Below are 13,442 nucleotides of genomic sequence, written 5' to 3' on the forward strand. Positions count from 1 at the left end.
CGTCCGCGTCAAGAATCGGAGGAGACCAGTTCCAGCTCGGCGGTGTCGTCGAAGACGATGTGGTCGTAGCCCATCTCGTCCACGACGGGCTTGACCGGATCGTTGCGCGTCTCGGGGCGGCGCACCTCGGAGTGGGCTCCGCAGCCGTGGTCCATCGAGACCACGCGGCCGTCGTCGGGGGCGTACTCGTTGGTGCACACACCGAACATCTGGCGCAGCTCACCGGCGAGCGGGGTCATGAAACCGCAGGTCAGGCAGCGCGCGGGCGCGGCAGTCGCGATCGGGCTGCGCGGGCCGCCCTCGCCGTTGTACCAGCGCTCGGCGGCCTGCTCGCGTCCGAACTCCGAGAGCACCTGGCGTCGGCCCAGGCCCAGCTCCCAGATCGCCTGCCGGTCCTCGCCCTCGGCGTCCAGCTCGCTGTCGGGCACCTGGGCGTAGCCGGGGACGAGCCGTTCGTCGTCGTCCTCGGCGGGCAGCAGGTCGCCCACGCCGAGGTCGCCGGGGCGCAGCCGTTCCTTCCAGGGCACCCACTCGGGCGGGGCCAGGGCGTCTTCACCGGGCAGCAGAACGACCTCGTTCACCGTGACCTGTTTGGCGCGCGAGGCGCGGACCACGGTGACGGCGTAGTTCCACCCCGGGTAGGCGGGGTCCAGGCAGGTGAAGAGGTGAGTGACCAGGCGGGTGTCCTCGACCTGGGGGGCGAGGTGCTCACCCACCCACTCGGGTCGCCCGACCTCGGCGGCCACCGAGCGAGCCAGCTCCACCGCCTCGATACATGCCTTGTCCGGTACAGGAGAACGTCGAGTAGGGCTCACGCCCCCATTCTCACTGATCGCGAGCACCGATTTGACCATAACGAGGGTCAAGGTTCGCCCGATACATCCTCCGGAACCCGTCTCGGGCCCGTGACCACCCGGGCACCGGAGGCGCCGGACCGGGCCGGGGCGGACCGGAGCGGGCCCGGGTCCCGGAGGGGACGGGTTCCGCGGCCCCGCCCCCGGGCGCCCCGTCCCCGCGCCCGGGGGCGCGGCGGCCGCTCAGGCCTCCAGGTCGTCGGCGACCACGCGCAGCACGGAGGCGATCCTGGCCGCCTCGCGGCGTTCGGGGTGGCGTCCCCGGCGGTAGCCGTTGGACAGACCCTCCAGCAGCTTGATGAGGTCCTCGGTGATCACCACCATCTCGTCCGGCTTCTTGCGCCGCGCCCGGGCGACCGAGTGCTGGTCCTCCAGGAGCTTGACCTGGAGTGCCTGGGCGCCCCTGCGGCCCTCGGCCACGCCGAACTCGACCTTCTGGCCGGGTCGCAGCGACGTGGTTCCCGGAGGGAGCGAGGAGGAGTGCACGAAGACCTCACCGCCGTCGTCGCGGGTGAGGAAACCGAATCCCTTGTCGCCGTCGTACCACTTGACCTTGCCGGTGGGCACCTGGGGACCTCATGCTTTCGCTGGCGGGCGTGCCGGGAACGGGTCGCGGGCGGGCGCGGTGGGGTCCGCGCCGTCCGCACGTTGCCGGGACACCCCTGGTTCTTCCACGGGTGCCTCCAAAGTAATGCCCGGGGACTCACCGGCGCGAGGGCATAAACGGCCGCCGGTTCCCACGCGTCCGGCGGGGCGGGGCCTCCCGGACGCGGGGCGGGCCCGGACACGTCGAGGAGGCCCGGATGCGGATCATCCGGGCCTCGCGGCGCCGACGGCGGCCCCTCACCGCTGGGTGCGGAGTGTGGGACGGGACTCGGCGGAGACACGGGCCGCCCCGGCTGCTGTGGCGACCGGGCTGGAGGCCGGGTCGCCGGTACTGACGCGACCGCCTGCAGCGAAAGAGGCGGTGTACCGACATGACTACCCGAATCCGTGTGTTCGGACGCGCGGTAACGGGCCGACCGGAAAAGGTTATTCCCCAGCGTTTGCCAAGCAATGACCAGCGGGAGCAGGCCGTTGAACTGGGAGAACACCGAACGCGCCCCGACACGGCGCACGGCCGCGCGCACGTGCTCAGCGCGGCGCCGCGTCCCGCGCGGACGGCGTCGGGCGCGGGAGCCGGGAGTAGAGGTAGACCGCGCACACCAGGGACGCCACGCCGAGGCCGATGACCCCGGTGGAGGTCAGGGACTCCTGGACGTACTCGTCGACGAACTCGGCCTCGCCGCTCCACAGGGCCATGCCGAGCGCGCAGGAGAACAGCGGCAGTCCCACGCCGATCCACTTGTCCCGGGCGGGCCACACCTGGCTGAGCAGGATCAGGGCCGCCCCCAGGACCCACAGGAAGGCCAGGTCCCACCACCAGGGCGCGGCCAGCAGCAGCAGGAGCAGGGCCGCGGCCTCGGGCGGGTGGCGGCGCAGCACCGCCACCGGCCCGGACCGGTCGGCCCGGCCGCCGGGTCCGGGCCGGTCGCCGCGGTCCGCGCGGCGGCCCCGGACGCGCATCTCCGTCTGGCCGGGCCCCTCCAGCAGGGACCTGAGCCCGCGGTCGGGGCCGCCCCGCCAGGGCGGCGGCGGCCGGTCGGCGTGGCGCGGCCTGGAGGGGATCAGCTCGTCGTCCTCGACGTCGAGGTCGCGGCCGTCGAGATCGCGTGCCACCAGGTCCCGGGGCGTGCCCAGACCCCTGAGGATGCCCCGGACGGTGTCCGCGTCGTCTCCCGCGGCGGCGCGGCGCGCATCGATGCGCGAGCGCACTCCGGCGAGGTAGGCGGTGCGTTCCTGCGCGGTCATGCGACCGTACAGCTCCAGGCCGACCTCGGACAGATAGTCCAGTACCAGTTGTTCCGAGCGCTGGGTCATGTCCCCATACTGGCTCAGGTCGACCTGGCTTTTAAGCCCTACTTCCCAGTTTCGGTCACCGGATTTCCCTCGGATACGGTCTACGACGGTGTGACGGAGGCAGTCGCGGAAGCCACAGGGGAAGGACGCGAACACCGGGGCCCTGATCGCTTAGCGTTGAACCGATGAGCGACAACGCACCGCCCGACGGGCGCGGACCGGGCACGGGGAACCGCACGGCCCCCGCGTCGGGCCGTCCCCCCACGTTCACCTCCTGGCTGCGCGGCCGGTCGGACGACGCACTCGTCGCCCTGCTGCGCGCCCGCCCGGACCTGGCCCAGCCCGTCCCCGCCGACATCGGCGCGCTCGCCTCACGGGCCACCACCCGCAACACCGTTCTGCGGGTCCTGGAACGGCTGGACCGGTTCACGCTCCAGGTGCTGGAGTCGGTGGTGGCGCTCGGTGACGACCGGTTGTCCGAGCCGGTGGGGGTGTCCGCCGCCGAACTGGCCGACGCGCTCGGACCGGTGGGCGGCCGCGGGGCCGACCGGGCGGACGGGACGGCGGACCCCGCGGACGGCGTCACTGTCGGCGGACGGGCCGCGAAGGCGGCCGACGGCGCGGGCCCCGCCGCGAGCCCGGGCGGCGGTCCCGCCGACGCCCGCGCCGGTGCTCCGGAGCACGACACGGTGGACGGTCCGGTCGGCGAGGCCCTGGACACCCTGCTGCGCCTGGCCCTGGTCTGGCCCGACCGGGGGCGGCTGCGCCCCGTCCAGGTGCTGCGCGACCTGCTCCCCCGGCCCGCCCAGCTCGGCCCGCCCTCGCGCGTGCTGCTCGCCGCGCTGCCGCACGGCGCCGTCAGGAGGCTCGCCGACGACCTCGCGCCGGACGGCGGCGGGGACGCCCCCGTCGAGGCGGTGGCCGCCGTGCTGTCCGACCCGCCCGGCCCGGTCGGCGACCAGGCCCGGCGGCTGCTGGACAGCATGGCGTGGGGGCCGCCGCACGGGACCGTCTCCGACGCCCGCCGCGAGGTCACCCTGGCCACCGCCGCCTCCCCGGTCGAGGAACTGATCGCCCGAGCCCTCCTGCTGCCGAGCGGCGACGACACCCTCACCCTGCCGCGCGAGGTGGGGCTGCACCTGCGTTCGGGGCGGCTGTTCCGCGAGGTCACCACCGCGCCGCCGCCCTTCGAGGGGACCGCGCACTCGGCCGAAGCCGTGGCACGGGCGGCCGCCGGGCAGGCCTTCACGGTGCTGCGGGCCGTCGAGGAACTCCTGGAGCACTGGTCGGAGGACCCGGCCGCGGTGCTGCGCAACGGCGGTCTGGGCGTGCGCGACCTGCGCCGCGCCGCCCAGACGATGGACACCGACGAGCCCACCGCCGCCCTGTTCGTGGAGGTCGCGCACGCCGCCGGGCTGCTGGGCGCCGACGACCGGGTCGAGGGCGAGTGGCTGCCCACCCGCGAGTACGACCTGTGGCGGGAGCGCGCGCCCGCGCACCGGTGGCTGCGGCTGGCCTCCGCCTGGCTGGAGTCGGACCGCGTGGCGTCGCTGAGCGGGTCGCGCGACTCGGGCGGGCGGATGCGCAACGCGCTCGGCCCGGGCCTGGTCCGTCCGGCCGCGCCGCAGGCCCGCCGCGACCTGCTCACGGAGCTGGGCACCGCGGAACCGGGTCTGGCCCCGCTGCCGGACTCGCTGTCGGCGCGCCTGTCCTGGCGGCGCCCGCGCCGCCAGTCTCCGGTCTACGCCGAGCTGGTGCGGGCGGCGGCGGCCGAGGCGGCCGCGCTCGGCCTGACCGGGCGCGGCGCTCTGGCCGACCACGTCCGGCCGCTGCTGGACGGCGACGAGGAGGAGGCGGCGCGCGTCCTTGGCGGGGAGCTGCCCAAGCCGCTGGACTACGTGCTGGTGCAGGGCGACCTGACGGCCGTCGCGCCGGGACCCCTGGTGGCCGAACTGGCCCGTGAGCTGGCCCTGGTCGCCGACGTGGAGTCCACCGGCGGGGCCACGGTGTACCGGTTCACGGAGGGGTCGGTGCGGCGGGCGCTGGACGCCGGGCGGGGCGTCGCCGACATCACCGCCCTGCTCGAACGCCACTCGCGCACCCCGCTCCCCCAGGCCCTGCGGTACCTGGTGTCGGACGTGGGCCGGCGGCACGGACGGCTGCGCGCCGGTTCGGCGTCGAGCTACCTGCGCTGCGACGAGCCCGCGCTGCTGGAGGAGCTGGTCAGCGACCGGCGGGCCGACGACCTGGGGCTGCTGAGGCTGGCGCCGACCGTGGTGGCGAGCCGGTCCACCCGCGCGGCGCTGGTGGAGCGGCTGCGGCAGCTGGGGTACCACCCGGTGCCCGAGGGCGGTGACGGGGCGATGCGGCTGAGCCGCCCCGAGGTGCGCCGGGCCGACGCGGCGGACACGGCGCCCCCCGTCACGGACGGGTCGGTGACGTCGCGCGAGCTGGCGGCCGCGGCCGTGCGGGCGGTGCGTGCCGGGGACGAGGCCGCCACGGCGGCGCGCACACCGGTGCCGCTGCCCGAGAACGGCCCGCCGGGGTCGCGGTCGGCGGCGGTGCTGGAGGTGCTCGCGGGAGCCGCCAGGGACGGCCGGAGGGTGTGGATCGGCTACACCGACACCGACGGCCGACAGGTGAGCCGGATCGTGGAGCCGTCGGGTGTGGACGGGGGCTTCCTGACCGCCTACGACGCCACCCGGGCGGCGGTGCACCGCTTCGCCGTGCACCGGGTGACCGCCGTGGCCGAGCTGGACCCGGAACCGCGGGAGGAAGCGGGGCGGTAGGGGCGGGCGGAGCCGCGCCGGCCCGCCTGTCCGGGGACGGAACACGGCGGGAGGCCCCGCACCAGTCGGCCGACCCAAGGACGGGACACGGCGGCGGGAGGCCCCCGCGCGGGCGGACCGCGCCGTCCCGACGCCGTCGCCCCGGACGGCGACGGCGTCGGGGGCGCACCCGGGTTCCTCATGATCGGCCCGGAGGCGGAGGGCTAGTCTGGAACCGAGTTGGTCGACCCACCGACAGCGAGAGAACCCCCATGAGCAACGCATCGCTGCCCCCCGGGGCATCGTCCCCCCGTGAGCACGGACGCGACGACGACCGCGAGCGCCGCAGGGCCCGCACCCCCGAGCGCGGCGGGGGGCGCGGGGTCGGGAGCGACCGCCGCGACGACCGCGAGGACCGCGACGACGAGCGCGACGGACCCGACGCACGCCGGACGGCGATCGGGGCCAGCAGTTCGACGATGGCGCTGATCCTGCACGCCCTGACCTTCCTGTGCTGCATGAACTGGCTGTTCGGCATCGCCGGGATCGTCTTCGCGGTGCGGGCCGCCCACGCCCGCGACCGGGGGCGCGCGGTCCAGGCCGAGACGCTCACGCGCTACTCCTGGTACTGCCTGGGCGCGGCCGGGGTGATGCTCTTCGTGATGCTGGTGCTGACGCTGGTGATGTTCACCCAGGCGGGCTCCTGGATCCAGGGGATCGTCCCGGTCACCAACTACTGAGCCGTGTTTGGCGGACGGGGCCACCGGGCACCGCGTCTGCACGGAACGTGGGCGACCGGCGGCGACGGCGCCGGGAGCGGCACGAGGCGGGTCCGGCAGGCAGGGGGAGGGGGACGAACGGTGATGAACGGCGGAGGCGGCCCGAAGGCCTTCTGGGAGAGGAAGCACGGCTACACACCGGGGTCCGCGCACGGGGGCGGCCCGGGGCGCCCGGCGTCCTCGGCGCCGTTCCGGCTGCCCGGGGGACCGGGTTCGCCGGGGCCGGCGGGACCGGTCGGTGCTCCGGGCGCACCGGGGCCGTCCGGTCCGGGCGGACACGCCACGGGTTCCCTGCTGGGAAGCGCCTCGCCTCCGGCGGCGCCCTCCGGAATGGTTCCCCCCGGGACGGTTCCTCCGGCGGCCCCTCCCGCCCGCGTGGGCGGAGCCGTGGCCGCGCTGGTGGTGGCCGTCCTCAGCGCGGCGGCGTCGATCCTGATGATGTACCTGGGCTTCTGGTTCTTCCTGCTGGCGGTGAACGTGCCCGGGGTCTGGTTCGGCATCGCGACGCTGCGCAGGCTCCCCGACCCCGAACGGGTGGAGCGGTACATCCGGTACACCTGGACCTGCAACTTCGCCTTCTTCGCGCTGTTCGTCCTGTTCCTCGTCCCGGTCGTCGTCCTGGCCATGGTGATGCTCCTGTTCGCCTCCTGACCGGAGCCAGGCCGACCCCCTCCCCCTCTCCCCGCTGTTCGCCCGGCCCGTGACCGCCGTCCCGGCCCGGACGGCCCGGGAGGACGGGGGCGCGGGCCCCGGGCATGATCGGAGGCCCGGATGCGTTGCACCTGTGGCCGCCCCCGCTCCGCGAGATTGAAGGTCCGTGTTGTCCTGCCTGATCGTCCAGTCCGACAAGACGCTCCTGCTGGAGGTCGACCACGAGCTGGCCGGCGAGTGCCGCCGGGCCATCGCCCCCTTCGCCGAACTCGAACGCGCGCCCGAGCACGTGCACACCTACCGGATCACACCGCTGGCCCTGTGGAACTCCCGTGCCGCCGGACACGACGCCGAGCAGGTCGTGGACGCGCTGATCCGGTTCTCCAAGTTCCCGGTGCCGCACTCGCTTCTGGTGGACATCGCCGAGACGATGGACCGCTACGGGCGGCTGCGGATCGTGGGCGACCCGCGGCACGGACTGGTCCTGGAGTCCTCCGACCGCGCCGTGCTGGAGGAGGTCGTCCGCGCCAAGAAGCTCAAGGGAATGCTGGGCGAGCGGCTGGGCGAGGACTCGGTCGCCGTGCACCCGAGCGAGCGCGGCAACCTCAAGCAGGCGCTGCTCAAGATCGGGTGGCCCGCCGAGGACCTGGCCGGGTACGTGGACGGCGAGGCGCACCGGATCGACCTCGCCCAGGACGGCTGGGAGCTGCGCGGCTACCAGAAGGAGGCCGCGGAGAGCTTCCACGCGGGCGGGTCCGGCGTGGTGGTCCTGCCGTGCGGCGCGGGCAAGACCGTGGTCGGCGCTGCGGCGATGGCCATGACCGGGGCGACCACGCTCATCCTGGTGACGAACACGGTGTCGGTGCACCAGTGGAAGACCGAGCTGCTGCGGCGCACCTCGCTGACCGAGGACGAGATCGGCGAGTACTCGGGCACCCGCAAGGAGATCCGCCCCGTCACCATCGCCACCTACCAGGTCATGGCGGCCAGGCGCAAGGGCGTGTACACGCACCTGGAGCTGTTCGACGCCCGCGACTGGGGCCTGGTCGTCTACGACGAGGTGCACCTGCTGCCCGCACCGATCTTCCGGATGACCGCCGACCTCCAGGCCCGGCGCCGGCTGGGCCTGACCGCGACCCTGGTGCGCGAGGACGGCCGCGAGGGCGACGTGTTCTCGCTGATCGGCCCCAAGCGCTACGACGCGCCGTGGAAGGACATGGAGAACCAGGGGTGGATCGCCCCCGCGGACTGCGTCGAGGTCCGGGTGGACCTGTCGGAGGCCGAGCGGCTGGCGTACGCGACCGCCGAGCCCGAGGACCGCTACCGGTTCTGCGCCTCCTCCGAGACCAAGAACTCCGTGGTCCGGGAGATCGTGGAGCGCCACCCCGAGGAGCAGGTGCTGGTCATCGGCTCCTACATCGACCAGTTGGACGAGCTCGGCGCGTCGCTGGGCGCGCCGGTGATCAAGGGCGAGACCCGCAACAAGGAGCGCGAGCGCCTCTTCGACGCCTTCCGCTCCGGGGACCTGCGGACGCTGGTGGTGTCGAAGGTCGCGAACTTCTCCATCGACCTGCCCGAGGCCGGTGTCGCGGTGCAGGTGTCGGGGTCCTTCGGCTCGCGGCAGGAGGAGGCCCAGCGGCTCGGCCGGGTGCTGCGCCCCAAGTCCGACGGCCGCGCCGCCCGCTTCTACGCGGTGGTGGCGCGCGACACCCTGGACCAGGACTACGCCGCGCACCGGCAGCGCTTCCTGGCCGAGCAGGGGTACGCCTACCGGATCACCGACGCGGGCGACCTGCTGTCGGGCGAGGAGATCTGACCGGGGCGGGCGGTCCCGGGCGCGGCCCGGCGGGGCGCGTGCGCCCTGGGGCCGCCCGCGGGGCCCCGTCGGCTCAGAAGGACGGCAGACCGCCCATGACGTAGGTGCCCGCGGCGATCCCCCAGGCCACCAGGGAGTAGCTCAGGGTGCGGGTGCGCAGGAGCCGGTCGCCCCGCACGGAGGGGGCGGTGAAGGCCGCCACGAGGAGCGCCATGCCGAGCAGGGCGGGGATGGCGGAGGCCAACGCGAAGAGCTGGGTCTGGGCGGCGCACGCGGTGTAGCCGGATGTGCCGGGATCACCACAGAACACGTCGTTCCCCGATCGTTCGGTGCGGTCGGTACTCCCCGACCGTACCGTTTCGGCGGGGGCGCGCCGTCAACGGCCGCGGTCGCACATCCGCAGAGTCGGATTCGGTTCTGGCGCCGCACACCCCGATCGCTCTTTACACGAACGCCTCCCGTGTCCAATCATGAGGGCACAGCAGTTCCCCCCAGCGGCCAGGAGGTCCTCCCCGTGCCCGTCTCCCCGACCCCCGCACCGCCCCCGTCCGCTCCCGCGGGGCGCCGCAGCGGCTTCCACTCGCTCCGGGGCGGCGGCCTGAACTGGGACTCCCTCCCGCTCAAGCTGTTCGCCAAGGGCAACGCCCGGTTCTGGAACCCGGCCGACATCGACCTGAGCCGGGACGCCGAGGACTGGGAGGGGCTGGGCGAGGGGGCCCGGGAGCGGATCCTGCGGCTGTGCGCGTTCTTCGTGGCGGGCGAGGAGGCGGTCACGGAGGACATCCAGCCCTTCCTGCGGGCCATGGCCGCGGAGGGGCGGCTGGGCGACGAGATGTACCTGACCCAGTTCGCGTTCGAGGAGGCCAGGCACGTCCAGGCGTTCCGGCTGTGGCTGGACGCGCTCGGGGTCCACGAGGACCTGCACGGGTACGTGGACGACAACCCGGGCTACCGGACGCTGTTCTACGAGGAGCTGCCCGGATCCCTGGAGGCGCTGCTGGAGGACCCGAGCCCGCGCAACCAGGTGCGCGCCTCGGTGACCTACAACCACGTCATCGAGGGCTCGCTGGCGCTGACCGGGTACTACGCCTGGAACCACCTGTGCACGGTGCACGACGTCTTCCCTGGGATGCGCCGGATCGTGCGCGGGATCGGCGACGACGAGCGGCGCCACATGGCGTGGGGCACCTTCACGTGCCGCCGCCACGTCGCGGCCGACGACGCCAACTGGGACGTGGTGCGCGAGCGGCTGGACGATCTGCTGCCGCACGTGACGTCCACGGTGGAACACGGCGAGGAGCCCCCGGGCGACCCGGCGACCCGCCGCCACGAACTGCCGCCGGGCGAACTGGTCCGCTACGCGGGCGACCGCGCGCTGCGCCGCCTCGGCGCGATCGAGTCCGCGCGCGGGGCGCCCGTGTCGCGGATCGACCTGGACGCCGCGCCCGAGGAGCTGGAGGAGCGGTTCGGCGAGGAGGACCGGGAGGCCGTGCGGAGGCTGGCGGCCCGGGGCTGAGGACCCGCCGGGCGCGCCCGGACGGCAGCCCGCCGGGCCCCTCAGACGGCGCTGCGCGGGGCGCGCCCGGACGCGCGCCACAGCTCCCGGCGCCCGCGTTCGGCCTCCAGTGCGACGCGCCCGAACGGTTCGGTCCGCCAGTCGTCCTCATCCCGGTGGTTGGCGTAGAGCACGTCGCCGTCGCGGGAGAGGACGTAGAGCGAGTCCGCCAGCCGGTGGGTCTCCAGGAACTCCACCGTGTTGGGAAGGCCCAGATAGAAACGGTCATGGTGGAGTTCGGGCATCCACCTGCCGAAACCCTGGTCAGCGCGGGCCCGGGCGTACCGGTCGGCGATCGCGAAGCGGCTGTTGGAGCTGTGGGTGGCCACGAGGGCGACCTCGACCCGGTAACCGGCTTCGCGGAACCCCTCCACCCAGGACGCGGCCCAGTCGGCGCGGCCGAGGGGGTGGCTGCACACGACGTCCACACGGCCCGCGCGCAGGTGCGCCATGGCCAGCCCGTGCAGGCCGCCGACCTGCCGGGCCAGGGACGAGGAGGCGGCGCGGTCGTCGGCGGCCATCGCCCACTCGTAGTCGGGCGCCAGGCGCAGCAGGTCGTCGCCGTCGTAGCTGACGGTGCCCTCGGGCAGGAACGGCAGGACCAGGCGCTGGAGGGTGGACTTGCCCGAGCCGGGCTGGCCGCCCAGGAGCAGGAGCCGGGGCCGCTCGCGGGCCGGTCCGGTGAGCCGGTCGCGGAGCGCGAGGTCGAACAGGGCCTCCAGGTCGGCCCCGGCCAGGACGGGGCCCGGCTCCCCGGGGGTCGCGCCGTCGCGGACGCGGACCGGCTCGGCCCGCAGTTCGGCGACGGTTTGCGGGAGCTCGCGGTTGATCCGGGCGACCTCCCCGTCGTCGAGGAAGGGCAGCCGGGCCTCCCGCGCGAGGAGTTCGGCTGCGCGCTCCCGGAGCCCGGTCCTGCTCAGGCAGGCGCCGACGGCCGCGCTGTAGAGGTTGTAGGCCCGTTCGCGGGCCTGCCGGGGACCGGCCTCCTGCGCGGGGAACCCGCCGCAGGCGCTGTCCTCCACCAGGGTCCGCTCGCCCACCTGTGGAATCGTCATCCGTGTCCGCCCTTCACCCACCGGGGATGCTAGTGCTTCCCCGGCCCCGGGGTACGGGGTTCGGCGCGGTTGGCCGGAGGCGGCCAGGAGGACGGGGCGGGACGCGCCGCGTCCCGCCCCGTCAGCGCGGTCAGGCCGCGGAGCACGTCACCTCGGGCGTGCTGTTGCTACCGCCGTGGGTCCCGGTGAACCCGAACTCGGTGCTGCCGCCGGCGCCGAGCGTGCCGTTCCAGCCGATGTCGGAGGCGGTGACCCGCGACCCGCTGCTGGAGAACTCGGCGTTCCAGCCCTGGGTGAACCGCTGCCCGTCGGCGTAGGTCCACGTCACGGTCCAGCCGCTGAGGGAGTCCTCGGCGGTGACCGTCACCGCCGCCTGGAACCCGTTGCCCCACTCGCTGACGACCCGGTAGTCGGCCGTGCAGCCCTCGCCCGCGGGCGGGTCGGTGGGCTCCTCGGGGTCGGTCGGCTCGCCCGGGTCGGTGGGGTGGTCGGGGGCGTTCACCGCCATGTCGTAGGCGGCCTGGGGCACGAACTGCCCCGCGGGGGCGATGCAGCCGTCGGCCTCACCGGGCAGCTTGGTCCAGATGAAGGCGTCGATCAGCGGGTTGCCGGTGTCGGTGGTGCTGGGGCGGCCGATCATCCGCCCCGGCGGGTCGCACCACTCGTTCTGGGGCGCGGGGCCGTTGCCGTTGCGGCTGGTGTCGATCACGGCGCCGAGCCCGGACACGCCCGTCGCCGCGATGACGGCCTCGGCGAAGGCGACCTCGTCGTGGGTCCAGTTGTAGTTGGAGGTGTTGGTGGCGACGCCGTGCGCGCTGTTCGCGACGTCCGCGCCGTTGAGCAGGTCGGCGGCCTCCTGGGGGCCGAGCCAGGCCGAGTTGCCGATGTCGAAGTAGACCCTGGCCTCGGAGGAGCCCCCCATGAGCGCCTTGCCCGCGTAGGCCATGGAGTCCAGGAGCTGGGACGGGTCGCTGCAAGCGCTCACCAGCGGCAGGGCGTCGGGCTCCAGGACGATGGTGGCGGACCGGCCCTCCAGACCCGCGGCGACCTCGTCGACCCAGGCGCGGTAGGCGTCGTGGCTGGGCGCCCCGCCGCCGCTGTGGTTGCCGCAGTCGCGGCCGGGGATGTTGTAGACCACCAGGATGGGGGTCTGCCCCTGGGCGTCGGCGGCGCTGACCACAGCGTCCACGTCGCCGCGGACCTCGTCGGGGTTGTACTGGGTGAACCAGGTGGCCTGGGCGACCGAGGCGATGCGGTCGCGGATGACGTCGGCCCGGGGGTCGTTCGGGTTCTCCTCGACCCATACGGCCGCCGACGTGTCGGGGTTGACGTAGAACTCGGACCCGGCGGCCGAGGCGGGCGCCGTGGCGAGCAGCGCCGCTCCCAGGGCCAGGGCCGAGACGGAGCTCACTGCTGCTCCGACGGCTATGCGTGTGCGGGACATGAGCCTTCCTTCGGTGTGGTGTTCCCCGGTTTCCCTGCTTCCCCGTTACTGCGCGCATGGGAGCGCTCCCAAAAAGTCACAGTACCCGGCGGGGCCCCTCGCCCCCAGGGGGGTAACAACTGTGTTTCCCAAAGGTGACAACCACGCCCTGACATAGGGTGGTCACATGTCACCTACCCCGCCCTCCTCCCCCGTCGTCATCGACGCCCTGGCCTGGGTCCACGTCCGCGAGGGGCGCCTGCTGTGCGCGCGCACCGACGGGGTGGACCTGTTCTACCTGCCCGGCGGCAAGCGCGAGCCCGGGGAGAGCGACGAGGCCGCGGTGGCCCGCGAGGCGCTGGAGGAGGTCAGCGTGGTGCTGCGGCCGGACACGGTCCGCCGGATCGCGGTGATCGACGAGGCCGCCCACGGCCAGGGCCCGGGCACCCGCGTCCGCCTGTCGTGCCACACCGCCGAGTACGACGGCGAGATCTCGGCGGACAACGAGATCGCCGAACTCGCGTGGATCGGCTTCGCCGACCGCCGGCGCTGCGCCCCGGCGGTGCGCCGCCTCATCGAACTCCTCCACGCCGAGGGCACCGTCGACTGACCCGCGCCCGGCCCCTCCCCGCCGCGGGAAAA

At 74.4% G+C, this 13,442-nt stretch carries 12 protein-coding genes; 6 read left to right on the forward strand and 6 right to left on the reverse strand.

The window, feature by feature from the left end; all coding sequences use genetic code 11:
• Positions 1 to 8: 8 nt before the first annotated feature.
• The 3 genes from AC0VX6_RS24960 to AC0VX6_RS24970 all read right to left on the reverse strand — a co-directional run bounded on the left by AC0VX6_RS24960 (position 9) and on the right by AC0VX6_RS24970 (position 2,774).
• Entirely contained in the window at positions 9 to 764 is a 756-nt protein-coding gene (locus AC0VX6_RS24960) for a DUF3027 domain-containing protein (RefSeq protein WP_475466297.1), read from the reverse strand.
• A gap of 273 nt (positions 765 to 1,037) precedes the next feature.
• Complete coding sequence (locus AC0VX6_RS24965; RefSeq protein WP_274974930.1) at positions 1,038 to 1,421, reverse strand: cold-shock protein; 384 nt, start codon at positions 1,419 to 1,421, stop codon at positions 1,038 to 1,040.
• Between the two features lie 567 nt (positions 1,422 to 1,988).
• A complete protein-coding gene (locus tag AC0VX6_RS24970; RefSeq protein WP_475466298.1) occupies positions 1,989 to 2,774 on the reverse strand; it encodes a hypothetical protein in 786 nt (261 codons plus the stop codon).
• Positions 2,775 to 2,938: 164 nt separating this feature from the next.
• On the opposite strand from AC0VX6_RS24970, the gene AC0VX6_RS24975 reads away from it, so the two are divergent.
• The 4 genes from AC0VX6_RS24975 to AC0VX6_RS24990 all read left to right on the forward strand — a co-directional run bounded on the left by AC0VX6_RS24975 (position 2,939) and on the right by AC0VX6_RS24990 (position 8,767).
• Entirely contained in the window at positions 2,939 to 5,542 is a 2,604-nt protein-coding gene (locus AC0VX6_RS24975; protein WP_475466299.1) for a helicase-associated domain-containing protein, read from the forward strand.
• Positions 5,543 to 5,793: 251 nt separating this feature from the next.
• Positions 5,794 to 6,261, forward strand: a complete 468-nt coding sequence (locus AC0VX6_RS24980) for a CD225/dispanin family protein (protein ID WP_475466300.1) — start codon at positions 5,794 to 5,796, stop codon at positions 6,259 to 6,261.
• A 426-nt stretch (positions 6,262 to 6,687) separates the two neighbouring features.
• Positions 6,688 to 6,951, forward strand: coding sequence for a hypothetical protein (locus tag AC0VX6_RS24985; protein WP_368045805.1), 264 nt, complete (start codon positions 6,688 to 6,690; stop codon positions 6,949 to 6,951).
• Positions 6,952 to 7,120: 169 nt separating this feature from the next.
• On the forward strand, positions 7,121 to 8,767 hold the full coding sequence (locus AC0VX6_RS24990; protein WP_475466302.1) for a DNA repair helicase XPB: 1,647 nt from the start codon (positions 7,121 to 7,123) through the stop codon (positions 8,765 to 8,767).
• A 73-nt stretch (positions 8,768 to 8,840) separates the two neighbouring features.
• Here AC0VX6_RS24990 and AC0VX6_RS24995 read toward each other — a convergent pair whose 3' ends face one another.
• On the reverse strand, positions 8,841 to 9,077 hold the full coding sequence (locus tag AC0VX6_RS24995; protein WP_013155191.1) for a hypothetical protein: 237 nt from the start codon (positions 9,075 to 9,077) through the stop codon (positions 8,841 to 8,843).
• Between the two features lie 204 nt (positions 9,078 to 9,281).
• Between AC0VX6_RS24995 and AC0VX6_RS25000 the strand changes: the two genes are divergently transcribed.
• A complete protein-coding gene (locus AC0VX6_RS25000) occupies positions 9,282 to 10,283 on the forward strand; it encodes a R2-like ligand-binding oxidase (RefSeq protein WP_274974935.1) in 1,002 nt (333 codons plus the stop codon).
• Positions 10,284 to 10,324: 41 nt separating this feature from the next.
• On the opposite strand, the gene AC0VX6_RS25005 is transcribed toward AC0VX6_RS25000, so the two are convergent.
• A complete protein-coding gene (locus AC0VX6_RS25005) occupies positions 10,325 to 11,377 on the reverse strand; it encodes a zeta toxin family protein (RefSeq protein WP_475466303.1) in 1,053 nt (350 codons plus the stop codon).
• A 130-nt stretch (positions 11,378 to 11,507) separates the two neighbouring features.
• Positions 11,508 to 12,821 (reverse strand): glycoside hydrolase family 6 protein, encoded by a 1,314-nt coding sequence (locus tag AC0VX6_RS25010; RefSeq protein ID WP_475466304.1) that lies wholly within the window; start codon positions 12,819 to 12,821, stop codon positions 11,508 to 11,510.
• Between the two features lie 166 nt (positions 12,822 to 12,987).
• Between AC0VX6_RS25010 and AC0VX6_RS25015 the strand changes: the two genes are divergently transcribed.
• Positions 12,988 to 13,410: an NUDIX hydrolase gene (locus AC0VX6_RS25015; protein WP_475466305.1), complete on the forward strand. Its 423-nt coding sequence runs from the start codon at positions 12,988 to 12,990 to the stop codon at positions 13,408 to 13,410.
• The last annotated feature ends 32 nt before the right edge of the window (positions 13,411 to 13,442 follow it).

It is taken from the genome of Nocardiopsis sp. iso_25, assembly GCF_056173305.1.